Origin of the sequence: Mesorhizobium yinganensis (assembly GCF_040081985.1) — a bacterium.
Taxonomy (GTDB): Bacteria; Pseudomonadota; Alphaproteobacteria; order Rhizobiales; family Rhizobiaceae; genus Kumtagia; species Kumtagia yinganensis.
Map to the genome: position 1 here is coordinate 437,774 of NZ_JBEBMH010000001.1, position 24,307 is coordinate 462,080.

At 64.5% G+C, this 24,307-nt stretch carries 20 protein-coding genes; 11 read left to right on the forward strand and 9 right to left on the reverse strand.

Features of this window, described 5'->3' with window-relative positions:
- Positions 1–257: 257 nt before the first annotated feature.
- A complete protein-coding gene (locus ABMA59_RS02090) occupies positions 258–737 on the reverse strand; it encodes an Lrp/AsnC family transcriptional regulator (protein ID WP_349003633.1) in 480 nt (159 codons plus the stop codon).
- A 129-nt stretch (positions 738–866) separates the two neighbouring features.
- Here ABMA59_RS02090 and ABMA59_RS02095 point away from each other — a divergent pair, with 129 nt between their 5' ends.
- On the forward strand, positions 867–3,260 hold the full coding sequence (locus tag ABMA59_RS02095) for a transketolase (protein WP_349003634.1): 2,394 nt from the start codon (positions 867–869) through the stop codon (positions 3,258–3,260).
- A gap of 119 nt (positions 3,261–3,379) precedes the next feature.
- On the opposite strand, the gene ABMA59_RS02100 is transcribed toward ABMA59_RS02095, so the two are convergent.
- Positions 3,380–3,823 (reverse strand): hypothetical protein, encoded by a 444-nt coding sequence (locus ABMA59_RS02100; RefSeq protein ID WP_349003635.1) that lies wholly within the window; start codon positions 3,821–3,823, stop codon positions 3,380–3,382.
- 281 nt (positions 3,824–4,104) lie between these two features.
- On the reverse strand, positions 4,105–6,114 hold the full coding sequence (locus ABMA59_RS02105) for a CocE/NonD family hydrolase (protein ID WP_349003636.1): 2,010 nt from the start codon (positions 6,112–6,114) through the stop codon (positions 4,105–4,107).
- Between the two features lie 233 nt (positions 6,115–6,347).
- Between ABMA59_RS02105 and ABMA59_RS02110 the strand changes: the two genes are divergently transcribed.
- The 5 genes from ABMA59_RS02110 (at position 6,348) to ABMA59_RS02130 (ending at position 11,727) form a co-directional block, all read left to right on the forward strand.
- Positions 6,348–7,904, forward strand: a complete 1,557-nt coding sequence (locus ABMA59_RS02110; protein ID WP_349003637.1) for an ABC transporter substrate-binding protein — start codon at positions 6,348–6,350, stop codon at positions 7,902–7,904.
- Between the two features lie 85 nt (positions 7,905–7,989).
- A complete protein-coding gene (locus ABMA59_RS02115) occupies positions 7,990–8,982 on the forward strand; it encodes an ABC transporter permease (RefSeq protein ID WP_349003638.1) in 993 nt (330 codons plus the stop codon).
- 2 nt (positions 8,983–8,984) lie between these two features.
- On the forward strand, positions 8,985–9,818 hold the full coding sequence (locus ABMA59_RS02120) for an ABC transporter permease (protein ID WP_349003639.1): 834 nt from the start codon (positions 8,985–8,987) through the stop codon (positions 9,816–9,818).
- Positions 9,815–10,783, forward strand: a complete 969-nt coding sequence (locus ABMA59_RS02125) for an ABC transporter ATP-binding protein (RefSeq protein WP_349003640.1) — start codon at positions 9,815–9,817, stop codon at positions 10,781–10,783. Before ABMA59_RS02120 ends, ABMA59_RS02125 begins: the two co-directional genes overlap by 4 nt.
- Positions 10,780–11,727 (forward strand): ABC transporter ATP-binding protein, encoded by a 948-nt coding sequence (locus ABMA59_RS02130; protein ID WP_349003641.1) that lies wholly within the window; start codon positions 10,780–10,782, stop codon positions 11,725–11,727. The genes ABMA59_RS02125 and ABMA59_RS02130 overlap by 4 nt, the downstream gene beginning before the upstream one ends.
- Here ABMA59_RS02130 and ABMA59_RS02135 read toward each other — a convergent pair.
- A complete protein-coding gene (locus tag ABMA59_RS02135; RefSeq protein WP_349003642.1) occupies positions 11,691–13,169 on the reverse strand; it encodes an HAL/PAL/TAL family ammonia-lyase in 1,479 nt (492 codons plus the stop codon). The genes ABMA59_RS02130 and ABMA59_RS02135 overlap by 37 nt on opposite strands.
- Entirely contained in the window at positions 13,166–14,167 is a 1,002-nt protein-coding gene (locus ABMA59_RS02140; protein ID WP_349003643.1) for an ornithine cyclodeaminase family protein, read from the reverse strand. Before ABMA59_RS02140 ends, ABMA59_RS02135 begins: the two co-directional genes overlap by 4 nt.
- Positions 14,168–14,470: 303 nt before the next feature.
- Between ABMA59_RS02140 and ABMA59_RS02145 the strand changes: the two genes are divergently transcribed.
- The 5 genes from ABMA59_RS02145 to glnT all read left to right on the forward strand — a co-directional run bounded on the left by ABMA59_RS02145 (position 14,471) and on the right by glnT (position 19,669).
- Positions 14,471–15,112 (forward strand): helix-turn-helix domain-containing protein, encoded by a 642-nt coding sequence (locus tag ABMA59_RS02145; protein ID WP_349003923.1) that lies wholly within the window; start codon positions 14,471–14,473, stop codon positions 15,110–15,112.
- A 150-nt stretch (positions 15,113–15,262) separates the two neighbouring features.
- Positions 15,263–16,159 carry a class II glutamine amidotransferase gene (locus ABMA59_RS02150; RefSeq protein WP_349003644.1) on the forward strand — a complete coding sequence of 299 codons (897 nt, stop codon included), beginning with the start codon at positions 15,263–15,265 and terminating at the stop codon, positions 16,157–16,159.
- Positions 16,160–16,849: a GltB/FmdC/FwdC-like GXGXG domain-containing protein gene (locus tag ABMA59_RS02155; protein ID WP_349003645.1), complete on the forward strand. Its 690-nt coding sequence runs from the start codon at positions 16,160–16,162 to the stop codon at positions 16,847–16,849.
- A gap of 6 nt (positions 16,850–16,855) precedes the next feature.
- Positions 16,856–18,184: an FMN-binding glutamate synthase family protein gene (locus ABMA59_RS02160; protein WP_349003646.1), complete on the forward strand. Its 1,329-nt coding sequence runs from the start codon at positions 16,856–16,858 to the stop codon at positions 18,182–18,184.
- 162 nt (positions 18,185–18,346) lie between these two features.
- Positions 18,347–19,669 carry a type III glutamate--ammonia ligase gene (gene glnT / locus ABMA59_RS02165; RefSeq protein ID WP_349003647.1) on the forward strand — a complete coding sequence of 441 codons (1,323 nt, stop codon included), beginning with the start codon at positions 18,347–18,349 and terminating at the stop codon, positions 19,667–19,669.
- A gap of 158 nt (positions 19,670–19,827) precedes the next feature.
- Here glnT and ugpC read toward each other — a convergent pair whose 3' ends face one another.
- The 4 genes from ugpC to ugpB all read right to left on the reverse strand — a co-directional run bounded on the left by ugpC (position 19,828) and on the right by ugpB (position 24,173).
- The gene (gene ugpC, locus ABMA59_RS02170; protein WP_349003648.1) at positions 19,828–20,859 is read right to left on the reverse strand and encodes a sn-glycerol-3-phosphate ABC transporter ATP-binding protein UgpC; all 1,032 of its coding nucleotides are present in this window, start codon (positions 20,857–20,859) and stop codon (positions 19,828–19,830) included.
- A gap of 4 nt (positions 20,860–20,863) precedes the next feature.
- Positions 20,864–21,712 carry a sn-glycerol-3-phosphate ABC transporter permease UgpE gene (ugpE, locus tag ABMA59_RS02175; protein WP_349003924.1) on the reverse strand — a complete coding sequence of 283 codons (849 nt, stop codon included), beginning with the start codon at positions 21,710–21,712 and terminating at the stop codon, positions 20,864–20,866.
- 64 nt (positions 21,713–21,776) lie between these two features.
- Entirely contained in the window at positions 21,777–22,661 is an 885-nt protein-coding gene (gene ugpA, locus ABMA59_RS02180) for a sn-glycerol-3-phosphate ABC transporter permease UgpA (RefSeq protein WP_349003649.1), read from the reverse strand.
- A 213-nt stretch (positions 22,662–22,874) separates the two neighbouring features.
- Positions 22,875–24,173 carry a sn-glycerol-3-phosphate ABC transporter substrate-binding protein UgpB gene (gene ugpB, locus ABMA59_RS02185; protein ID WP_349003650.1) on the reverse strand — a complete coding sequence of 433 codons (1,299 nt, stop codon included), beginning with the start codon at positions 24,171–24,173 and terminating at the stop codon, positions 22,875–22,877.
- Positions 24,174–24,307: the final 134 nt, after the last annotated feature.

Here is a 24,307-nt window from a genome sequence, read left to right on the forward strand (position 1 = left end):
CAATTGAGCTTTGTTGACAAATGATCCTCCCCGCCTCGCCTTTGGCGAGACGCGGAGGCATCACCCCCTTGTATCTGCACGAGAGTGATTTTGTGCGATTGCAGCGACTGAACCTCGAACCGGATGGCCATCCGGTTCGAGGTTCAGTCGCTGCAATCGCACAAAATCACTCTCGTGCAGATACAAGGGGGTGATGCCGAGACGAACCGGCGAAGCCGGTTCGGGGAGGATAACGCCCATATGCGATAGTCCAGCTATCAGGTCGGAGGGTAAGTGCCCAACGGCAATATCTCCGACCGCTTGACCTGCTTCAACGCAAAGCTGCTTTCGATCGACGCGACATTGTCGAGCCGCGTCAGCTTGGCCTTCAGAAACTCCTCATAAGCATCAAGGTCGCGCACGACGATGCGCAGCAGATAGTCGCGCTGGCCGGTCATCAGGTAGCAGTCCAGCACTTCCGGCCAGCGCGTCACCGCCTGCGAGAAGCGGTCGAGGTCTTCCTCGCGCTGCCGCTCCAACTTGATCGAAGCGAAAGCGCTGATCGGCAGGCCGGCCTTCTTCTGGTCGATGACCGCCGTATAGCCCTTGATGATGCCGTCCTGCTCCATCAGTCGCACGCGCCGCGCGCATGGCGAGGCGGACAGCCCGACCTTGTCCGCAAGGTCCTGGGTGGTGATCTTCCCGTCCATCTGGATGGCGGCGATGATCTTTCGGTCGATCTCGTCCAGTTCGCGCATTGGTGATTTTTCCGCGTTTGCATGGTCACGTTGGCGGAATCCGCCAATTCAAACCATCCCAGAAGCCGAGATTGGCCGCAATATGCGGATAGTCCCTGCTAAGATCGATTGTGCTTCGGGGAGGTTTTCATGAGCAGGCACGATCTCGAAACGCTCGCGGCGCTGGAACGCAAGGTGCTTTGGCTGGCGACATGGATGATCCACAACGCCAATCATCTGCGCGACAGCGATGACGGGCTGAAGGTCGGAGGGCATCAGGCATCCTCGGCGTCGCTGGCGACGATCATGACGGCGCTCTATTTTTCGGCGCTGCGCCCCGAGGACCGCGTTGCGGTCAAGCCGCACGCCAGCCCGATCTTTCACGCGATCCAATACCTGCTCGGCAACCAGAGCCTCGAAAAGCTCCAGAACTTTCGCGGCTACAAGGGCGCACAATCCTATCCGTCGCGGACGAAGGACGTCGATGATGTGGATTTTTCGACCGGCTCGGTCGGCCTCGGCGTAGCGCAGACGCTGTTCTCGGCGCTGGCGCAGGACTATGTGCGCGCAAAAGGCTGGGGGCTCGAGCGGCCGGAAGGCAAGATGGTGGCGCTCATCGGCGACGCCGAGATGGACGAAGGCAACATTTTCGAGGCGCTGCTGGAGGGCTGGAAACACGGCGTTCGCAACACCTGGTGGGTGGTCGACTATAACAGGCAGAGCCTCGATGCCGTGGTGCGCGAAGGGCTTTGGGCGCGATTCGAGGCGATCTTCCGCAATTTCGGCTGGGATGTCGTCATCCTCAAGCATGGCGAATTGCAGCAGCAGGCGTTTTCCGAGCCGGGAGGCGAGAAGCTGCGCGAATGGATCGACGCCTGCCCGAACCAGCTCTATTCGGCGCTGACTTTCCAGGGCGGGGCCGCCTGGCGCAAGCGCCTCAGCGATGATCTCGGCGACCAGGGGCCGGTGTCGCGGCTGATCGACAGCCGCAGCGACGACGAACTGGCACGGCTGATGGGCAATCTCGGCGGCCACGACCTGCCGAGCATCCTCGATGCCTTCGAACAAGCCCGCAAGCATGACCGCCCGACCTGCTTCATCGCCTATACGATCAAGGGTTTCGGATTGCCGCTGGCGGGCCACAAGGACAATCATGCGGGGCTGATGACGCCGACCCAGGTCGAGTCCCTGCGCAAGATCATGGCTGTCCGGGAAGGACGTGAATGGGAGCGGTTCGAAGGGATCAAAATCCCTGAAGCCGTCCTCAAGCGCTTCCTCTCGGCGGTCCCATTTGTCCAGGCCGGTCGTAGGCGCTATTCGGCCCCGGCCATCGCCGTGCCGGAGGCGCTGGCCTTTTCGCCGCAGGCGGCGATGTCGACCCAGCAGGGGTTTGGCCTGCTGATGCATGAGATCGGCAAGAGTGATACGCCGCTCGCCGACCGCGTCGTCACCACCTCGCCCGACGTGACGGTCTCGACCAATCTCGGCGCCTGGGTCAACCGGCGCGGCCTGTTCGCGCGCGATGAACTGGCTGACGTGTTCAAGGCGGAGCGCATTCCCTCGACCTACAACTGGACCTTTTCGCCAAAAGGCCAGCACATGGAACTCGGCATCGCCGAGATGAACCTGTTCATCATGCTGTCGGCGCTCGGCCTGTCGCATTCGATCTTCGGCGAAAGGCTGCTGCCGGTCGGCACGCTCTACGATCCGTTCATCGAGCGCGGCCTCGATGCGCTGAACTACGCCTGCTATCAGGACGCGCGTTTCATCCTCGCGGCGACCCCTTCGGGTGTGACGCTCGCGCCGGAGGGCGGGGCGCACCAGTCGATCGCCACGCCGCTGATCGGCATGGCGCAGGACGGGCTGGCGAGTTTCGAGCCGGCCTATGTGGATGAGCTTGCGACGATCCTGCGCTGGTCGTTCGACTATATGCAGCGTTCGGGCGAGGCAGAGCCGGATGCGCGGAGTTGGCTGCGCGACTTGACCGGCGGGTCGGTCTATCTGCGCCTTTCCACCCGCAACATCGAGCAGCCAAAGCGAGCGATCGGACCCGACCTTGCCCAGGACATGATCGACGGCGCCTACTGGATGCGCCGGCCGGGGCCGAATGCGCAGGTCGTCGTCGCCTATACCGGCGCGGTCGCGCCGGAAGCCATCGAGGCGGTCGGGCTGATGGCCGAGGACCGGCGCGACGTCGGCCTGCTCGCCGTCACCTCCGCCGACCGCCTGAACGCCGGCTGGACCGCCGCGTCTCGGGCGCGCGAGCAGGGCGCTTCCCAGGCGCTGAGCCATATCGAGCGGCTGCTGCTTGGCGTGCCGCCGCATTGTGCTCTGATCACCGTGCTGGACGGGCATCCGGCGACGCTCGCCTGGCTGGGCTCGGTGATGGGGCATCGCACGCGCTCGCTCGGCGTCGAACATTTCGGCCAGACCGGCACCATCGCCGATCTCTACCGCCACTTCGGCATCGACGCGCGCGGCATCATCACCGCGGCGCAGGCGGTCGCGCCGGGGCGGCCGATCCGGCATTTGCGGGCGGTGTAATACCGGCGGCGGTCAACCTTGATCGCCATTGGCATCGGAATACCAGCGCATGCGCCGCCAAGCGCACCAGGCGGATGGCGTTCGAATCCGCGACAAGTCAAACCCTGCATGTGCGGCCGTCACGACGTATCGATACGTCCCGCCTCGGGGCAGGCCATTGCGCGCCGCGCCTCCATTACCTGATCTCGCCGCGCCATCGCCGCCGCGCGGTGCGTAACACTTCGATTTGGCTCGCTGCGAAACAGCCGCCGCCCAACAGGAGCCTTCAAGCCGCCGAAGACGAAGGCCAGCGCGCGCAAGCAGCGGGCGAGCCGCAAAGCCTCGGCGCAGCCATCGGCCTCAACCCCGCCCGCCGCAGTCGGGGGCAAGGCAAGCGCGCCGTCGGCCTGGCCGATAGCAAACGCCCGCGCAACGGCCTCCGCCGGCCGCAGCATCGAAAGCACCAGAACGCGAATCCAGAGCGGCAGGACGCAAAGGAACTCGGCCAGAACGGCCAGCCTAATCAGCGTCGCTGCGATGCTCTCCAGCGTCTCCTGCTCATATTGGCGTTCCGCCCGGTCCATCTCAGCCTCCGTTCGAGGCACACAATAACAGCGGGCTGGAAAAGATCAAGGAATTTTTTCCTATTCATCTCATCCTTCCAGCATGGCATCGTATCAGTGTGGAAGACCATGCAATGCCCGATACCGGCGGCGAGCAAGTTCAAAGGCCCTGGCATAATACCGCCGCCTGTTTGTTTTGACCAGGGCACTCCCCCTTACTGTGCTGCCGGGAGAGAAGTCCGGCAGGACAGTGAGGGGCGGCGCCGGTCAAGAAAAATGACCCTTGCCACAACGCATGCCGACTACAGACGTGGGATGCTCCGGTCCCAGTCGCGGCGTTTCACCAGTTCGCCGTTTTCATAGGCCTCCATCGTCGCCTTAATCTCAAACGTGGTCGAAGTGCAGGCGACGCGCGTCGATGTCTTGGTGCGGATGTCCCAGCCGTCGCGATGCAGCCGCCATGTCGCTCGGGTTTCGGCGGTCGTCGCCGACGGGTCGCCTTCTCGAACGCGATAATGCTCCTCGGAATCCGCCGCGAAGGACAGCCCGATCTTCGGCAGCGTGTAAGACGCGCGTTCGCGATGCACGGTGACCGTGGTTTCGCCGGTCATCGGGTCTTCGGTGATGGTACGGTTGCGGCCGGCGAGCTTTCCGACCGTATAGGGTTCGGGCTCCGCCTCCTGCGGCTCGCCGAAAGGCGTGAGGCGTTCGTCCAGCGGCGAGGCCGTTCGCACAGGCAGGCTGAGCGAACCAGTCGACAGTGTCAGTGTAGCGAGATCAGCTGACGGCCAGGCGATCGGCCAGTGTGCCGTGGCCAGTGCCAGGCGGATACGGTGGCCAGCGGGAAACGCCTGCGCGCTGTCGTTGAGCACGATTTCGACCCGGTAGGTCTCGCCCAGCTCAAGCGGTTCGGGGTTCTCGTGGCCATTGCGGTGGGTGAGATTGAGCAGGCCGTAGGTTACGAGCGTCGACGAGCCGTCCGGTGCGACGTCCTCCAGCCGCGCGGCGATCATCGCGGAGGGTTTGTCGGAGGCGAGGTCGAGCGTCACAACCGGCGCTCCGAAGATTTCGATGTGATTGGGGAGCGGTGCCGTATCGAAGTACACCGAGCGGCCGTCGTCGGGGCGCTGGTCGGCCGGCAATTCGCCGGCGAGGCCGTAGGGACACCATTCGCCGAAGGTAACGCCGGTCGACAGGCTGGAAGCGATGAGGATGGGTTCGCAGGTTGACCGTTCGGGGGCAAGCGCCCGGTCGGAGAGATGAAGGATTTTTGACGCGCGATTCTCCGGCGGCCAGTTCGTCTCGGCGATCCAGCGGCCTGGCCGCTCGGGATAGGTGGTCGCCGGGCGCACGCTCTCCTGCATCCACGCGCGGAGGACAGGCTCATCCATTATTCCATTGTCGATCCCCTTCAGCCAAAAATCCCACCAGCGCAGCGCCTCCTGCAAAAAGCCGATCCGCGGGCCGGGCTGCGCGGCATGCGGCCAGGCATGCGCCCACGGGCCGATCAGCCCCTTTTTCGGTCCGGGCAGGCCGGCCAACATGCGCGGTATGGCGTTGGAATAGCCGTCGGCCCAGCCTCCGACCGCATAGACGGCGGCCTCGATCCGCGAATAATCCTCGCATACAGAACCCTGCTTCCAGTAGTCGTCATAGGTCTGGTGCTCGATCCAGGTGGCAGCCATCAGCGGGTTGTCGTCCAGCCGTGCCAGCCACATGTCGCGCCAGCGCTCGCCGACCACCAGCGGGTCCGGCGGCTGAGCGCCGTAGGCGAACATGGTGGATGCCCAGGCGATCGAATTGTTGAGCAGGCAGCCGCCCATGAAGTGGCAGTCGTCGGCATAACGGTCGTCGGTGGAGCAGGCGGTGATGATCGCCTTCAGCGCCGGCGGACGGTGGCTCGCCACCTGCAGCGAATTGAACCCTCCCCAGGAAATGCCCATCATGCCGACGGTGCCGCTGCACCATTTTTGCGCGGCGAGCCAGGCGATGGCTTCCACCGCATCGGCCTGCTCCTGCGGAAGATATTCGTCGTGCAAAATGCCTTCGGAATCACCGGAGCCGCGCATGTCGACGCGCACGCCGGCATAGCCGTGTCCGGCGAACCAGGCATGCATCTGGCGGTCGCGCAGCACGGTGCTGTCGCGGCGGCGGTAGGGCAGGAATTCGAGGATCGCCGGCACCGGATCTTGCACCGCATCCTCCGGCAGCCAGATGGTGGCGGCAAGCCGCGTGCCGTCAGCAAGCACGATCCATTCCGTGTCGATGGTGCGCACGCGCCTGGGGAAATCATGGACTGTGCGGATGTTCATCGACGCTTCTTTCCGGGATTGGATGGCGGCACCGGCCGGCCGCCATGAAGGGGGTTGGCGACGGCTGCCATCGCGTTCCACGAAACAAGGCCAAAACGGAATGATTTGTCTAGACGTATCGGCCTTGCGAAGAGGTCTTTCTTGTGCGCGAAATGACTTCCATCCAGTTTGAGGGCTGGGACGAATTTTCTCATCGCACGTCGCCGTCAACCGGATTTTTGAAAGGAACGACCATGAGCTTTGAACTTACGCGGAGAGGTTTTCTAGCGGGGACCGCGGCGGCAGCGGTGGGGGTCACCGTGCTCGGCCAGCCATGGTCGAATGTCGTTCATGCCGCCGACGGCCGCATCGTCGTGCGCATCGACGAGGATCTTAAGAACCTCGATCCGGCGAACCGTACCGGCGCGACCGACGTCAACGTCATCCTGGCGGTCGGGCAGGGGCTGGTGAAATTCAAGCCGGGCTCGACCGAATGGGAGAACGACGCGGCGGCCGACATCAAGCAGGTCGACGACAAGACCATCGAGTTCACGCTGAAGGAAGGGCTGAAGTTCAGCGGCAACTATGGCGAACTCACCGCCGAGGACGTGAAGTTCTCGTTCGAGCGCTTCATCACGCCGGGGCCTGACGGCAAGAAGGTCGACTATGCCGACGATTGGGCGGCGCTCGAGTCGGTCGAGGTTACCGGCAAGCTGACCGGAAAAATCCATCTGAAGAACCCGTCGCCGGCCGTGTGGCTGATCGCGCTGGCCGACGGTTCCGGGGTCATCATCTCCAAGAAGGCGTTCGAGGAACTCGGCGAAAAATACAAGACCAGCCCGATCGGCTCCGGCCCCTACATCCTGAAGGAGTGGGTGCCGCGCGACCATTTCACGCTCGTCGCCAATCCCGACTATCTCGGCGACAAGCCGGCTTTTTCGGAAATCGTCGGCAAGCCGATCGCCGAGGACAAGACGGCGCAGCTCGCGCTGCAGGCCGGCGAGATCGATTTTACCCGGCTCGATCCGGCGGTCGCCAAGGACGTCGGCGCGACCAAGGGCCTCAAGGTCGAAAAACTGTCGGCCATCGACTACATCTGGATCGGCCCGAACATCGAGAAGAAACCGTTCGACGACGTTCGCGTGCGCCAGGCGGTGCGGCTGGCGCTCGACATTCCCGCCATCATCGCCGCCGCCTATAACGGCTCGGTCGAACCTGCCTATGCTCTGGAGGCTCCGGGCATCCTCGGTTACTGGGCCGATGCGCCGAAGCGCGAGCGCGACATCGACGGCGCAAAGAAACTGCTTGAGGAAGCGGGGCAGGGCGGCGGTTTCTCGACGCGGCTCACCGTGCTCAACAAGGCGGTTGCGCAGGCGACGGCCGCCGTCGTGCAGGCCAACCTCGCCGAGATCGGCATCGACGTGCAGATCGACGCCATCGACGAGGGTGCCTACTGGGCCTATGGCGAGAACGACGCCTCGAAGGATCTTGACCTCGTACTGGTCGAATATCGCGGCAAATTCGATCCCGGTTTCCAGACGCAGTGGTTCACCTCAGACCAGATCGGCAAGTGGAACTGGCAGCGCTGGGGTAGCAAGGGGTTCGACGACCTGCACAAGCAGGGCGGCATCGAGACCGACGTGAAGAGGCGCGAGGAAATCTACATTGCCGCGCAAAAGCTGATGGACGAGTCCGCGGCCTTCTGGTGGATCACCCACAACGCCTACACGTTCGGCTTCAAGGACACGCTGTCGCCCGGCATCCTGCCGAACGGCAACCAGTGGCAGTACGCTTCGTTCAAGCAGGCTTGACCTTTCTTTGCGGAAGCGAGGACATTGAGGCGCCCGGCTTTCGAGCCGGGCGCTTGCCGTTAGCAGTATGCCAGGGCCGCGCCGCATGAACCGTTTCTGGACCGAAGGCAGCCTGTTCCGCTACGGCGCTTTCCGGCTGGCGACGGCCGTACTCGTGCTGATCGGCTCGATGACCTTGCTTTGCTGCCTGACGCTGCTGGTGCCCGGCGATCCCGCGACCATCCTGCTCGGCCCGCGCGCAACGCCGGAAGCCGCCGCCCTGCTGCGCGAACAGATGGGCCTCAACCTGCCGCTCTATGAGCGCGTCGCGGTGTTTTTCGCCAATGCGCTGCGAGGCGATCTCGGCGTCGACGTCATCAACGGCCGCCCGGTCGCCGGCATGGTTTTCGCTGCCTTGCCCAACACCATGCTGCTCGCCGTCTCGGCCATCGGGCTGGCCGTGCTGATCGGTATTCCGATCGGCTGCTACGCCGCCGTCCGCCAGGGCAGCCTGCTCGACCAGGCGCTCGCGGTCGCCAGCGTCGGGCTGGTCGCCACGCCGAGCTACGTTGTGGCGATCACGTTGCTCTACTTCTTCTCGGTCCGGCTCGGCTGGTTTCCGGTTTTGGGGGCAGGGGATGCGGGCGATCCGCTCGACCAGCTTCATCATCTGGTGCTGCCGACGATAGCGCTCGCCGTCGGCTGGATCGGCTATATCGCGCGGCTTGTCCGCTCCTCGCTACTGGAGGTGCTGAACGAGCCGTATATCCGTACGGCGCGTGCCTACGGCCAGCCGGAACGCCGCATCGTCATGAAATATGCGCTGAAGCTGGCCTGCATCCCGACCGTCGCTATTCTTGGCGTCGGCATCGGCGAACTGATGGGCGGGGCGCTGTTCGTTGAGATCATCTTCAACCGGCCGGGGCTGGGCTCGTTGATCTTCGACGCGATCAGGAACCGCAACTACCCGATCGTCCAGGGCGGCATCCTGGTGGTCGTGTCGATCTTCGTGCTGGTCAATCTGCTGGTCGATTTCTCCTATGCCTGGCTCGATCCGCGCGTGCGCGAGAGCCTCGGCCGGGCCGGTGGCGGAGCCTGAGCGTGGAGGTGTTCCGGCGCATATGGGCGAGCCCCAGCGGCCGTCTCGGAATGGTGGCGACGCTGCTCGTCATCCTCGGCGGGGTGGCCGCGCCGCTGATCGCCACCCACATGCCCAATCAGCTCGATGTCGCCGCAAGGCTGACCCCGCCTTCCGCCGCGCACTGGCTGGGGACCGATCATCTCGGCCGCGACCTGTTCTCCCGTGCGCTGTTCGGCACACGCATCGCCGTCGGCGTGGCATTGGCGGTCACGGCCACGGCGCTGGCCGCCGGCATCCTGCTCGGCGTCGTCGCGGCCAGTGGGCCGGCGGCCGTCGAGCGGACGATCCTCGCCGCCTTCGACATCATCAGCTCGTTCCCGAGCCTCATCCTGGCGCTCGCGCTGGTGGCGGTGCTCGGCCCTGGACTGATCAACATCATCATCCTGGTCACAATCGTCTTTGTGCCGCAGTTCGGCCGGGTGGCCCGGGCGCAGACGCTCGCGGTCAAGGAGCGACCGTTCATCGAGGCCGAGCGCGCGCTGGGCGCCTCCAGCGGGCGCGTCCTGACCTTCCATATCCTGCCCAACATCGTGGGCCCGATCGTAGTTCTCGCCTCGATGAACATTCCGGTGGTGATCACGCTGGAAGCAGGCCTTTCCTTCCTCGGCGTCGGCATCCGCCCGCCGCTGGCGAGCTGGGGCACCATGCTGTTCGACGGTTTCACCTATCTCGAACAGTCGGTCTGGCCGGTGCTGGTGGCCGGCGGCTCGCTGACCTTGGCCACGCTCGGTTTCACCCTGTTCGGTGAAGCCCTGCGCGATGCGCTCGACCCGAAATTGAGGCGCGAGCCATGAGCGCGGATGCGTTGGTCAAAATCGAAAATCTATCGGTGGATTTTTCCACGGCGAAGGGCGCATTGCATGTGCTGCGCGACGTCAGCCTGTCGATCCCGCGCAATCGGGTCGTCGGCCTTGTCGGCGAGAGCGGCAGCGGCAAGTCGACGTTGGCGCTGGCCCTGCTCGGCCTGCTGCCGGACAATACGGGGCGGGTTGCCGGCCGCATCGAACTCGACGGCGAAAACCTGCTCGACACGCCGCCGGAGGAGTTGCAAAAACTGCGCGGCGGGCGCATCGCCATGATTTTCCAGGACCCGATGACCGCGCTCAACCCGGTCTTTTCAATCGGCACGCAACTGGTCGACGCGCAGCGCAACCGGCACCCGAAGATCGGCCGCCGCGAACTGCTGAAACGGGCCGGCGACATGCTGAAACGTGTCGGCATCTCCAATCCCGAGGCGCGGCTTGCCGCCTATCCGCACCAGCTTAGCGGCGGCATGCGCCAGCGCGTGATGATCGCGATGGCGCTGCTCTGCGAACCAGACATATTGATCGCCGACGAACCGACCACGGCGCTTGACGTCACCATCGAAGCACAGATCGTGAAACTGATCGGCGACCTGCGCGCCGATTTCAGCGGTTCGATCGTGCTGGTCTCGCACAGCCTCGGCCTGATCTCCGAACTCTGCGACGAGGTCGCGGTCATGTATGCAGGCAAGGTGGTGGAAAGTGCCCCGACGAAGAACCTGTTCGGCAACCCGCGCCATCCCTACACGCTGGCGCTGCTCGCCTGCGAGATCGATCCGGAGGACGAGCCGGGCGAGCCGCTGACAACCATCAAGGGCGGTCTGCCCGATCTCATCGATGTGCCGAAGGGCTGCATTTTTGCGGCGCGCTGCCCGTCGCGTTTCGACAGATGCGCCGAGGAGCCGCCTCTGCGCGATGTCGAAGCCGGCCACAGATCGGCGTGCTGGCTCGCATGACCGCTGTTCTTACGATAGCGGTTGAAGACCTGCGCATCATTTTTTCCGGTGGCGTGCAGGCCGTGGCCGGCATCAGTCTGGCGCTCAGGGTTGGCGAGACGGTCGGGCTGGTCGGCGAAAGCGGCAGCGGCAAGACGACGCTCGCCAAGGCGCTGGTCGGGCTCAACCGGCCGACATCCGGAAAAGTATTTCTGGAGGGCCGCGACCTGACCGGCCTGACCCGCGCCGACCGGCTGTGGCTGCGCCGCCGCGTGCAGATGATCTTTCAGGACCCGCTGTCGTCGCTGTCACCGCGCATGAAGATCGCGTCGCTGCTGGCCGAGCCGATCAAGATCCATAGTCTCGACCGCCGCGAGCGCTGGCCGCAGGTGCTCGACATCGTCAAGCGACTCGGTCTCTCCGAGGCCCAGCTCGAAAAATATCCCCATCAGATCAGCGGCGGCCAGGCGCGGCGGGTGGCGATTGCCCGTGCGCTGGTCACCGATCCGTCCTTCCTCATCGCCGACGAGCCCACCGCCGGCCTCGATGTGTCCGTGCAGGGCGAGTTGCTGAACCTGCTCGCCGACCTGCAGAAGCGGCACTCGCTCGGCATCCTGATCGTCAGCCACAATCTCAACGTCATCGGCCGGGTCACCGACCGCGTCGCCATCATGTATCTCGGCAAGATCGTGGAAGAGGGGGTTACGCGCAGCGTCTTCCGCGCGCCGCGCCACCCCTATACGCATGCGCTGCTGTCGGCCAATCCGGTCATCGATCCCGAGCACAAGCGGGAAAAGCTGGTGCTGTCGGGCGAGATCCCGAGCCCGTCGAACCCGCCCTCCGGCTGCCGGTTTCACACGCGCTGCCCGCGCGTCCAGGATCGTTGCAAGGTGGAAGAGCCGGCGCTGACCGGGCCGCAGGGCCAGCGCTACGCCTGCCACTTCCCGCTGGAAAGCGCCGCGTAGAGCGCTTCCGCGTCGATGCCGAGCGGGCGGTCCGCCCGCAACATCGCCACATGTGCGCGAACTGCCGCGTGGATCGTCCTGGTGGCCGCAGCCAGGGCGACACCGCCACGCAGGTCGACCGCCTGCGTTGCGGCCATCAATTCAAAGGCAATCAGCCGCCGCCATAGCGCGATCATCTCCGCGCATTTGGCGACCGCCAGCGGGGTCTGGGTGGCGTGGTCCTCGACGCCTTCCGAGACTGGCAGGAAATCGAGCATGACCGGGTTAGCCTTGTGGCGGATGGCGGCTAGGATTGCGGTCACCGTCTTCTGCAAAGGCACGAAACCGGCCGACGCGCCGCCGACCGGCGACAGGTATTTCGGCAGGCCATTGCGGCCGGAACTGGTCAACTGGATGAAACGCGCCGCGCTTGCTGCGGCGGCCTGCGCGATGGCGAGGCCGAGCGTCTCGCAGGCGAGCGCCAGCGCCGGCGTGTGGAAATTGCCGGTGGACCGCACAAGACCGTCATCGGCCAGCACCAGCGGATTGTCGGCGGCTGCGTTGAGTTCGATTTCGGCTGCGTGCCGCGCCCGCCCGATCGCGTCGATCAGCGCGCCGTGGATTGACGGAATGCAGCGGATCGACAGCGGGTCCTGGAGGGCCGTCGGCAGTCCGTCATCCTCGCCCAGCAGACCGCGCAACTGCGCCGCCGCCTCGGCCTGTCCGGGAGCCGGCCGCGCCTCCTGCAGCCTGGGATCGAGGATGGAGCGGTTGGCGCCCCAGGCCGCCATGGTCAGCGCCGCCGCCTGCTGCTGCTGGTCGAAGGCCGACAGGGCATCGGCGATGGCCAACGCGCCGGCGCCGGCAGATACCGCGGAAGAATTGATCAGCGACAGTCCGTCCTTCGGTCCCAGCGTGACGGGCGACAGTCCGGCGCGCGCCAGTGCTTCCACCGCCGGCAGGCGCTCGCCGAAAAACTCGACTTCGCCTTCGCCGATCAGGCAACGCGCCAAGGCGGTCATCAGCACGAGATCGCCCGCGCCGATGGAGCCGATCGACGGCATCACCGGATGGATTTTTGCGTTCAGCGCGGCGACCAGCGCTTCGAACACCTTTGGCGAAAGGCCCGACCCGCCGCGCGACAGCATGGCGGCGCGCGCGAACATCGTCGCGCGGACAGTCTCGGCAGGCAGGGGATCGCCGACCGCGCCTGAGCGGCCATGCAGCAACTGCCGCTGGAATTCGGAAGCGTCGCCCTCCACCGAGGTCCCGAGATTGGCGCCCAGCCCGGTGTTCAGCCCGTAGATGCGCTGACCATCGGCTGCGACCCGATCCAAGACTTCGCGCGCCTTGCGCAGCCGCTCTCCGACGGCAGGAGCGACGGCGACCACCGCGCCACCGCGCGCGACGGCGGCGACGTCCTCCACCGTGACATGAGCGGCACCGATCTCGACCGTGGTCACGCGAAGCGCAGCCTCTGGCCGATGCCCCTAGCCGCCGCCTTGGTAAGCATCGCCTTGCCCAGCGCGATGTCGGAGAGCGACAGGCCGCGATGCCAGAACAAGATCGTCTCGTCGTCGCTTTCCCGGCCGGACTTCAGCCCCGCCGCGATCTGCCCGAGTTCGGCATGCAGCGTTTCTTCGCTCAGCCGGCCGGTCTCGACATGGGCGCGCAGCGAGCCGAACTTTCCGGTTCTGCACTGGCCCCAGTCGTCCACCACCATCTTGTCCATGATGTCGGTCAGAGACAGTTCCACCGCGCTCATCGTGCCGTAGGGGACCACGAAGGCGCCCGGCTTGATCCATTCCGTCTTCAGCATCGGCTCCGGCTGAGACAGCCGTGACGCCTCGACGATTATATCGGCGCCCTCGATGGCGCTTTGCCAATCCTGCGTTGCCCTTACCGGCTTGCCGAGAACGGCCGACAGCTTTGCCGCAAAACCATCCCGGCTTTCCGGGCGGCGCGAATGCACGCGGATCTCGTCGAAATCGAACAGCGAATCCAGCAGGCGCACATTCCAATACGCCGTACCGCGCGCGCCAATATGCGCCAGCACTTTCGAGCCCTTGCGCGCCAGGTGTTTTGCGCCGAGCGCCGTCACCGCGCCGGTTCGCATGTCGGTGATGACGGTGGCGTCCAGAATGGCGCGCGGCATGCCGGTACGCGGATCGAACAGGTTCAGGATACCGAATTCCGACGGCAGCCCGTGCAGGTAATTGTCGACATAGTCGCCGACGATCTTTACCCCGGCCGCGTCCAGCGGCGCGACGTAGCCGCGCAAGACGTTGAAATGGCCGTGGAAATCTGGATTCGGTTCGAGATGCACGCGCGGCTCGATCACCGTCTGGCCTTTGCCCTGCGCTACCAGTCCCGCCTCGACGGCCTCAAGGATTTCGGCGTCCGTCATGGCCAGCGCATCGATGTCGAGGGCATTGAGATAGTCGATATAGATCGGCGTCATCGGACCTGCTTTTTCCTGGCTACCCGCAGGGTGATAGGAGCATTGCTCACATGACGCAATCGCCCGCCGCCCGGCGCGGTCGAGCCGCCGGCCAGCAACCCGGCGAGCGGCTGGGCGCTTCTTCCTCCGGAATGCGACGCAGCCCCGCGGCGATTTGCAATGGACTTCCTGCTTGTCTGCCTGTTCACTGGGAGTGAAAAGGGACGCAACGGGAAGCGGTCGATGGCCAGGGAAAAACACGTCAGCAGGCCACTGCCCGCAGGGGAAGCAGTCGCGCCTCCCGGGCGCGGTCCTGCCAGCGAGATGGTTCACACGCCACATCCGCTGAACCAGAATCCGCACGCGGTCCGCGATCCCAAGGAGAACGTTCTGGAGGTGGCCATCGGCCGCGAGGTGAGGGCGCTCCGGAAAAAGCTCGGCATCACCGTCGCCGATCTGGCGGCCACTGCCAGCATCTCGCTGGGCATGCTCTCCAAGATCGAGAACGGCAACACCTCTCCCTCCCTGACCACGCTGCAGGCGCTGTCGCGGGCGCTCGGCGTGCCGCTGACGGCCTTCCTGCGGCGCTTCGAGGAAGATCGCAAGGCGGTGTTCGTCAAAGCGGGCGAGGGGGTCGATGTCGAACGCCGCGGGACGCGGGCCGGCCACCAATACCGGCTGCTCGGCCATGTCGGCGGGACGACCAGCGGAGTCGTCGTCGAACCGTATCTCATCACGCTGACGGAAAACTCGGACGTCTTCCCAACCTTCCAGCACGACGGCATGGAGTTCCTCTACATGCTGGAGGGCGAAGTGCTCTACCGCCATGGCAGCAATCTCTATCGCATGACGCCGGGCGACAGCCTGTTCTTCGACGCCGACGCCCCGCACGGGCCCGAGGAACTGACAAAACTGCCGATGCGCTATCTGTCGATCATCTCCTATCCCCAGAACAGCAGCGAATGAGCGTCGGCGGCAATGTCCGACAATCGCTTTCATGGCTAACTCGCGCGCTTTTGCTGATTTCCCTCACATGAATATAAAATTCATGGTGGTTGAAGGCGGTGGCGACCTCTGCTATTCGTAGCGGTGAAGCTTGCAGCGGAGACTTGTGCCATGTGCGGCATCGTCGGACTGTTCCTGAAGGACAAGGCGCTTGAGCCGAAATTGGGCGCCATGCTGTCGGAAATGCTGGTGTCGCTGAGCGACCGCGGACCCGACAGCGCAGGCATCGCCATCTACGGCCCCTCTTCGAAGGGCAAGGCGAAGATCACCATCCAGTCGGCCCGGCCGGAACAGGATTTCGACGGCCTCGCCGCCGAACTTGGCAAGGTGGTTGCGGCGAAGGTGGCAATGCAGGTGAAATCCACGCATGCGGTGATCGAGGTGCCCGCCGGCAAGCTCGAGGCTGCCCGCGACGCGCTGCCGGCCTTGCGGCCGGACGTGCGCGTCATGGGAGCCGGCGATGCGGTCGAGATTTTCAAGGAGGTCGGCCTGCCCCGGCAGGTGGTCGAACGCTTCGGCGTCGACGCCATGGGCGGCACGCATGGCATCGGCCACACCCGCATGGCGACGGAATCGGCGGTCACCACGCTTGGCGCGCATCCCTTCTCGACCGGGCCGGACCAGTGCCTCGTCCATAACGGCTCGCTCTCCAACCACAACAATGTCCGCCGCGACCTGGTCCGCAAGGGCATGCGGTTCGAGACCGAAAACGACACGGAAGTCGCCGCGGCCTACATCTCGTCGCGCCTGAAGGACGGCAGCGACCTCGGCGAGGCGCTGGAAGGCACGCTTTCCGACCTCGACGGCTTCTTCACCTTCGTCGTCGGCACGCGCAACGGTTTCGGCGTGGTGCGCGACCCCATCGCCTGCAAGCCCGCCGTGATGGCAGAGACCGACCAGTACGTGGCCTTCGGCTCGGAATACCGGGCGCTCGCCGGCCTTCCGGGGATTGCCGAGGCAAAAGTCTGGGAGCCTGAGCCGGCGAAAGTCTATTTCTGGGAGCACTGAATGCCGGTCGTCATCGATCTCGCAAAGTCTTCGTTGCGCGACCTCAATCAGGCGCTTCATGACATTCCGGACGGCTCGAACGAGACCGCCTGGGAAGTGCTCAATCCGCGCGGCAGCCATGCGGTGGCCGCCGGTGTCGACAAGCCGGTCAGCGTCGATGTGCGCGGCAGCGTCGGCTACTACTGCGGCGGCATGAACGACGGCGGCGAGATCACAGTTCATGGCTCGGCTGGGCCGGGCGTCGCCGAGAACATGATGTCAGGTGTGATCGTGGTCAAAGGCGATGCCAGCCAATATGCCGGCGCCACCGGGCGCGGCGGGCTGCTGGTCATCGAGGGCAACGCATCGTCGCGCTGCGGCATCTCGATGAAGGGCATCGACATCGTCGTGCATGGCTCGATCGGCCACATGTCGGCCTTCATGGCACAGTCGGGAACTCTGGTGGTGCTCGGCGACGCGGGCGACGCGCTCGGTGATTCCATCTACGAGGCGAAGCTGTTCGTGCGCGGTGCAGTGAAAAGCCTGGGCGCCGACTGCGTGAAGAAGAAGATGAAGCCGAAACATCTGGAGCGCCTGCGCGAGCTGCTGGAGCGCGCCGGCGTGACCGGCGTCGAGCCTGAGGAATTCACGCGCTACGGCTCGGCGCGAAAACTCTACAATTTCAACATCGACAATGCCGACGCGTATTGAGGCAGCATGACCTATCGCAACCCGCCGACCGCGCCGCGCAAGTCGGCGACCTTCGACGACTACACGCTGTCGGAAATCCGCCGCGCGGCGGCCACCGGCATTTATGATATCCGCGGTGCCGGCGCGAAGCGCAAGCTGCCGCATTTCGACGACCTGCTGTTCCTCGGCGCGTCGATCTCGCGCTATCCGTTGGAGGGTTATCGCGAGCGCTGCGGCACCGAGGTCGTTCTGGGCAGCCGGCATGCGAAGAATCCGATCGAGCTGAAAATCCCCATCACAATCGCCGGCATGAGTTTCGGCTCGCTTTCCGGCCCGGCCAAGGAAGCGCTCGGGCGTGGCGCGACCATCGCCGGCACCTCGACCACCACCGGCGACGGCGGCATGACGGAGGAGGAGCGCGGCCATTCGCAGACGCTGGTCTACCAGTACCTGCCGTCGCGCTACGGCATGAACCCGCGCGACCTCAGACGCGCCGACGCCATCGAGATCGTGGTCGGGCAGGGTGCCAAACCCGGCGGCGGCGGCATGCTGCTCGGCCAGAAGATTTCCGACCGCGTCGCAGACATGCGCACGCTGCCGAAAGGCATCGACCAGCGCTCGGCCTGCCGTCACCCGGACTGGACCGGCCCAGACGATCTGGAGATCAAGATCCTCGAAATCCGCGAGATCACCGATTGGGAAAAGCCGATCTATGTGAAGATCGGCGGTGCGCGGCCCTATTATGATACGGCGCTGGCGGTGAAGTCCGGCGCCGACGTGGTGGTGCTGGACGGCATGCAGGGCGGCACGGCGGCCACGCAGGAAGTTTTTATCGAGCATGTCGGCATGCCGACGCTGGCCTGCATCCGCCCGGCGGTGAAGGCACTGCAGGACCTAGGCATGCATCGCAAGGTGCAGTTGATCGTCTCGGGCGGCATCCGCAACGGCGCGGATGTAGCGAAGGCGCTGGCGCTCGGCGCCGACGCGGTGTCGATCGGCACGGCGGCGCTGGTGGCGCTCGGGGATAACGATCCGCGCTGGGAGGCGGAATACAACGACCTCGGCACCACCGCCGGTGCCTATGACGACTGGCATGAGGGCAAGGACCCGGCCGGCATCACCACCCAGGATCCGGATCTGATGCTGCGCCTCGACCCTGCCGCCGCCGGACGGCGGCTCGCCAATTACTTGAAGGTGATGACGCTGGAGGCGCAGACCATTGCCCGCGCCTGCGGCAAGAACCACGTCCACAATCTGGAGCCGGAGGACCTCTGCGCGCTGACGGTCGAGGCGGCGGCTATGGCGCAGGTGCCGCTGGCCGGCACGGACTGGATACCTGGCAGGAACGGCTACTAGGGGCGCAGGACGGAACAACAGGAAATGCCGGGGACAGTTTACTTTCTTTCCGCAGAAGGGCGGAGCCGTTTCAAGGCTGGCGCGGGCGGAAAAAAGTAAACTGTCCCCCAGCGCTTACCGAATAATGGCACCGGAAAATCCGGGCACAACGGGGAACTTCATATGGCAAAGACTTCCGAGACCGCAGACCTCGCCGCCTTCGCGAAGGCGAAAAACGTTAAATATTTCATGATCTCTTATACCGACCTGTTCGGCGGCCAGCGCGCAAAACTGGTGCCGGCGCAGGCGATATCGGACATGCAGAAGGACGGCGCGGGTTTTGCTGGTTTCGCCACCTGGCTCGACCTCACCCCGGCGCATCCGGACATGCTGGCGGTGCCGGATGCCAACTCCGTCATCCAGTTGCCGTGGAAGCCGGAAGTTGCCTGGGTCGCCGCCGATTGCGTGATGGAAGGAAAAACCGTCGACCAGACGCCGCGCGCCACGCTGAAGCGGCTGACGGCGGAGGCGGCCGCGGAAGGCATGTATGTGAAGACCGGCGTGGAGGCCGAGTTTTTTCTGATCTCTCCCGATGGAACCGCGATTTCCGATGCCGCCGACACGGCCTCGAAACCCTGCTACGACCAGCAGGCGGTCATGCGCCGCTACGATGTGATCGCCGAAATCTGCGACCACATGCTGACGCTGGGCTGGGGGCCGTACCAGAACGACCATGAGGACGCCAACGGCCAGTTCGAGATGAACTGGGCCTTCGACGACGTGCTCGCCACCGCCGACAAACACTCCTTCTTCAAGTTCATGGTGAAGTCGGTCGCGGAAAAGCACGGGCTGCGTGCCACCTTCATGCCAAAGCCTTTTTCGGGGCTGACCGGCAATGGTTGCCACGCCCATATTTCCGTCTGGGACGAGGCTGGCAAGACCAACGTCTTTGCCGACGATGCAATGGAACTCGGCCTGTCGGCGCGTGGCCGCAATTTTCTGGGCGGCATCATGAAGCATGCCTCGGCGCTGGCGGCGATCACCAATCCGACGGTGAATTCCTACAAGCGCATCAACGCGCCGCGCACGGTCTCGGGCGCGACTTGGGCTCCCAACACCGTCACCTGGACCGGCAACAACCGCACCCACATGGTGCGCGTGCCGGGGCCGGGCCGCTTCGAGCTGCGCCTGCCTGACGGTGCGGCCAATCCGTATCTGCTGCAAGCGGTGATCATCGCGGCGGGGCTGGACGGCATGCGGACCAAGGCCGATCCGGGAAAACGCTACGACATCGACATGTATCAGTTCGGGCACACGGTGAAGGGCGCGCCAAAACTGCCGCTCAACCTGCTCGACGCGCTGCGCGAATTCGAAAAGGACAAAGGGCTGAAGGCGGCCCTTGGCGAGGAATTTTCGGCCGCCTATCTGAAGCTCAGGCATCAGGAATGGAATTCTTACGCCTCGCACTTCACGCAGTGGGAACGCGACAACACGCTGGATGTTTGAGGCAACGATTGCGGGCTTCGACGCGGTGATCACCCCAACCGCCGTGCTTCGCACGGCATCCTCCCCATCGGGGGGAGGGTGGGACGCCAAGCTCGCCGACCTCCTCCCCCTCGATGTGGGGTCTGAAGGATGCCAGAGGGCGGGAGGGCGTGAGACGCTCAACTCAGCCTTTTTCCTGCCCCGTCGAACCAGTGCAGCTTTGCCGGCTCGATGCCAATCGCCAGCCGGTCTCCGGGGACAACCGAAGTGCGGCCCGGCGCGCGCAGGATGACCCGGTTGCCGCCGAGCAGGCTGTGGATGAAACTTTCGGCGCCGACCGGCTCGACGCCTTCCACCGACACCTCCAGCCCCGACGCACCGCCATCGGTTGGCGCGATCGAGGCATCCTCGGGACGGAACCCGACCGTCTGGGCGCCGGGCGGCACCGGAATGCCGGCGGAGGCGGGCAGGGCGGTCGTCGGCAGCAGGTTCATGGGCGGCGCGCCGATGAAACTGGCGACGAAGGTCGAGGCCGGCTTTTCGTAGACGTCGAGCGGGGCGCCCGTCTGTTCGACCAGGCCGGCATTCATCACCACCAGCGTGTCGGCGAGCGTCATCGCCTCCAACTGGTCGTGGGTGACGTAGACGGAGGTGACGCCCAGCGCACGCTGGAGCGACTTGATCTCGACCCGCATCTGGCCGCGCAGTTTGGCGTCGAGGTTTGACAGCGGTTCGTCGAACAGGAAAACCTTCGGGTTGCGCACGATGGCGCGGCCCATGGCGACGCGCTGGCGCTGCCCACCGGACAGTTCGCGCGGCCGGCGGTCAAGCAGGTGCGAGAGTTCCAGCGTCTTGGCGGCCGCGCGGACGCGCTTGTCGATGTCCTCCTTGCCCATGCCGCGGTTGCGCAGGCCATAGGCCATGTTGTCGTAGACCTTCATGTGTGGGTAGAGCGCGTAGTTCTGGAACACCATGGCGATGTCGCGCTCGGCCGGGCCGATCGTGTTGACCACCTTGCCGTCTATCGAAACCGCGCCGGCGGTGATCGATTCCAGCCCCGCGATCATGCGCAAAAGGGTAGACTTTCCGCAGCCAGACGGCCCGACCAGCACGCACAGCGCCTTGTCGGGAATGGCGATGGAGACGCCCTTCACCGCCTCGACCTTGCCGCCATAGATTTTTCGCACGTCTTTCAGATCGACGGTTGCCACCGGTTCACTTCTCCGTCTCGATCAGTCCGCGCACGAACCAGCGCTGCATGAGAACCACCACCAGGATCGGCGGCACGATCGCCAGCATCGACGTGACCATCACCAGGTGCCATTGCGTGTCGGCGTCGGCGAAGGACACCATCTTCTTCAGCGCGATCACTATGGTGTTCATGTCGTTGCGGTTGGTCATCAGCAGTGGCCACAGATATTGCGTCCAGCCGTAGATGAAGAGGATGACGAACAGCGCCGCGATATTGGTGCGCGACAGCGGCAGCAGGATATCCTTGAAGAACTTCCACGGTCCGGCGCCGTCGATGCGGGCGGCTTCAACCAGCTCGCCCGGGATGGTCAGGAAGAACTGGCGGAACAGCAGCGTCGCGGTGGCCGAGGCCATCAGCGGCAGGGTCAGGCCGGTATAGGTGTCGATCAGGCCGAGATCGACCATCACCTTGTAGGTCGGCATGATGCGCACCTCGACCGGCAGCATCAGCGTGATGAAGATCAGCCAGAAGAAGGTCATGCGCAGCGGGAAGCGGAAGAACACGATCGCATAGGCCGACAGGATGGAGATCACGATCTTGCCGATGGCGATGGCCAGCGCCATCACGGTCGTGTTGAACAGCAGCGTCCACACATTGACGCCGCCGATGCGGCCGATGCCGCCGAACAGCGCCTCGTAGTAATTGTTGAAGAACTCGCCGCCCGGCAGCAGCGGCAAAGGCGGGCGCAGGATGGTCTGCAGCGTGTGGGTCGAGGCGACGAAGGTGTAGTAGATCGGGAAGGCGACGATGACGATGCCGACAATGAGCAGCCCATGCGCGAGATAGCGCGAGGAGCGGCTGAGCCCCAGCATCTCGCCTTCTTCCCGCCGCCCGAGCGCGACGGCGGTTCCCTGCGCCTCCGGCCTGGCGGCGGCGTCAGTCATAGTGCACCTTCTTCTCCACATAGCGGAACTGGATGGCAGTCAGCGCGATCACGATGACCATCAGGATCACGCTCTGCGCCGCCGAATCGCCGAGCAGCAGGTTCAGTGCGCCGTCGCTGTAAACTTTGTAGACCAGCGTCTCGGTGGCCTTGCCGGGGCCGCCGCCGGTGACGGCGTGGATGATGCCGAATGTGTCGAAGAAGGCGTAGGTGGTGTTGATCACCAGCAGGAAGAAGGTCGTCGGCGCAAGCAGCGGGAAGACGATCGTCCAGAACCGCTTGTTCTCGCCGGCGCCGTCGATCGCTGCCGCCTCGATGAGGGATTTCGGGATCGCCTGCAGGCCGGCGACGAAGAACAGGAAGTTATAGCTGATCTGCTTCCAGGCGGCGGCCGTGACGATCAGGATCATCGCCTGGTTGCCGTTGAGCAGCGGGTCCCATGGGATGCCCAGCCAACGCAGGCCGACCGCCAGGCTGCCGATCGACGGATTGAACAGGAACAGCCAGAGCATGCCGGCAATCGCCGGAGCTACCGCGTAGGGCCAGATCATCAGCGTGCGGTAGAAGCCGCGGCCCTTGATCACCTTGTCGACCATGACCGCCAGCAGCAGCGCCACGGACATGGCGACGAAGGCGGTCGACACCGAGAAGATCACGGTCACCTTCAGCGAGTTGAGATAGTTCGGGTCGGCAAGCACCTTTTCGAAATTGGCGAACCAGACGAATTTCGAGCGCAGCCCGAACGGGTCCTCGCGCAGCATCGACTGCTGCAGTGCCTGGCCGGCCGGCCAGTAGAAGAAGACAAGCGTGATGGCGAGCTGCGGCGCCAGCAGCAGGTAGGGCAGGAATTTGTTGGGGAAGGTTACGCGCGGGGTCATGAAGAACTATCCCGCAGCCGCGCGCAATCACCCCCCTCTGTCCTGCCGGACATCTTCCCCTCAAGGGGGGAGATCGACAGCATCAATGGGGTGCGAACCAGACCGTTTGTGATGTGCGAAAGCCTTCGCGCCAGCCAATCTCCCCCCTTGAGAGGGAGATGTCCGGCAGGACAGAGGGGGGCGATTTCGCTCACGCTCCCAGGCTCAGGGTGCTCAATTCCCCAGCGCTTCCTTGATCGCCGCGTTGCCGCGCGACACGGCGTTGTCGAGCGCTTGCTGGGCGGTCTGTTCGCCGGCCAGCATCTTCTCGTATTCCTCGTTCATGATGTCGCGGACCTGCGGCAGGTTGGCGAGACGCACGCCCTTGGAATTCTCGGTCGGGGCCTTGCCAAGCATCTGCTTGATCGGGATCTCGCGGGCGGGGTTCTTGTCGTAAAAACCGTCGGCCTTGGTCTTCTCATAGGCGGCCATGGTCACCGGCAGATAACCCGACACCTGGTGCAGGCGGGCCTGGATTTCGGTCTGCGACAGGAAGTTGAAGAACGCCGCGACGCCCTTGTACTCCTCGTCCGACTTGCCGGCGAACACCCACAGCGAGGCGCCGCCGGGGATCGTGTTCTGCGATTCGGTGTCGTAGGGCAGCGAGCCGGTGCCAAAATTCATGCCCGACTTCACCACGTCGCCGAGACCGCCCGACGATTCGGTGAAGATGCCGCATTCGCCGGCGAGGAAGATCTGCTTGGCCTCGGAGGTGCGGCCGCCATATTTGAAGGTGCCGTCCTTGGCGAGGTCGGCCAGCGCCTGGAAATGCTTCACGAAGGGTTCCGCGTTGATCTTCAGTTCAACGTCGAGCGAGGCGATGCCGTTCTCGTTGGTGCCCCACTGGTAGTTGTTCCAGGCGGCGAAGTTTTCGGTGTGGATCCAGGTCAGCCAGGTTGAGGTGAGGCCGCAGGGGGCAGCGCCGCTCGACTTGATCTTCTTGGCGGCGTCCCAGACCTCGTTCCAGGTCTTGGGCGGGTTGTCGACGTCGAGGCCGGCCTTCGCGAAAATGTCCTTGTTGTAATAGAGGATCGGCGAGGACGAATTGTAGGGGAAGGACAGCATGGTGCCGTCCGGCTTCGAATAATAGGAGACGATGCCGGGCAGGTACTGGCTCTTGTCGAACGGCGTGCCGCCCATCGACAGGATCTCTGCGACCGGCTTGATGGCGCCTTCGGCGGCCATCATCGTGCCGGTGCCGGCGTCGAACACCTGCATGATCGCCGGCGGCTGCTTGGCGCGGAAGGCGGCGATGCCGGCGTTCAGCGTCTCGGGATAGGTGCCCTTGAACACCGGCACGATCTTGTAGTCGCTCTGGCTCTCATTGAATTCCTTGGAAAGCGTTTCCACGACCTCGTTGTTGGCGCCGGTCATGGCGTGCCACCAGGAGATCTCGGTCACAGCGAAGGACGAGGTGGTGGAAAGCAATGTGAAGGCGAGGCCGAATCCGGCCGCCAAGCCGCTGAATTTCATCGTGTTCACTCCCAATTTTCGTTGGCGAAGGTTTGAGGTTCGCAAACGGCAGTATCGACTGATTGTGACAGCCGGACAACGGTTTTTTCGCCATCCGTTTGCCGACTAATTGTTTAGATCCGCCGGGGTGGACT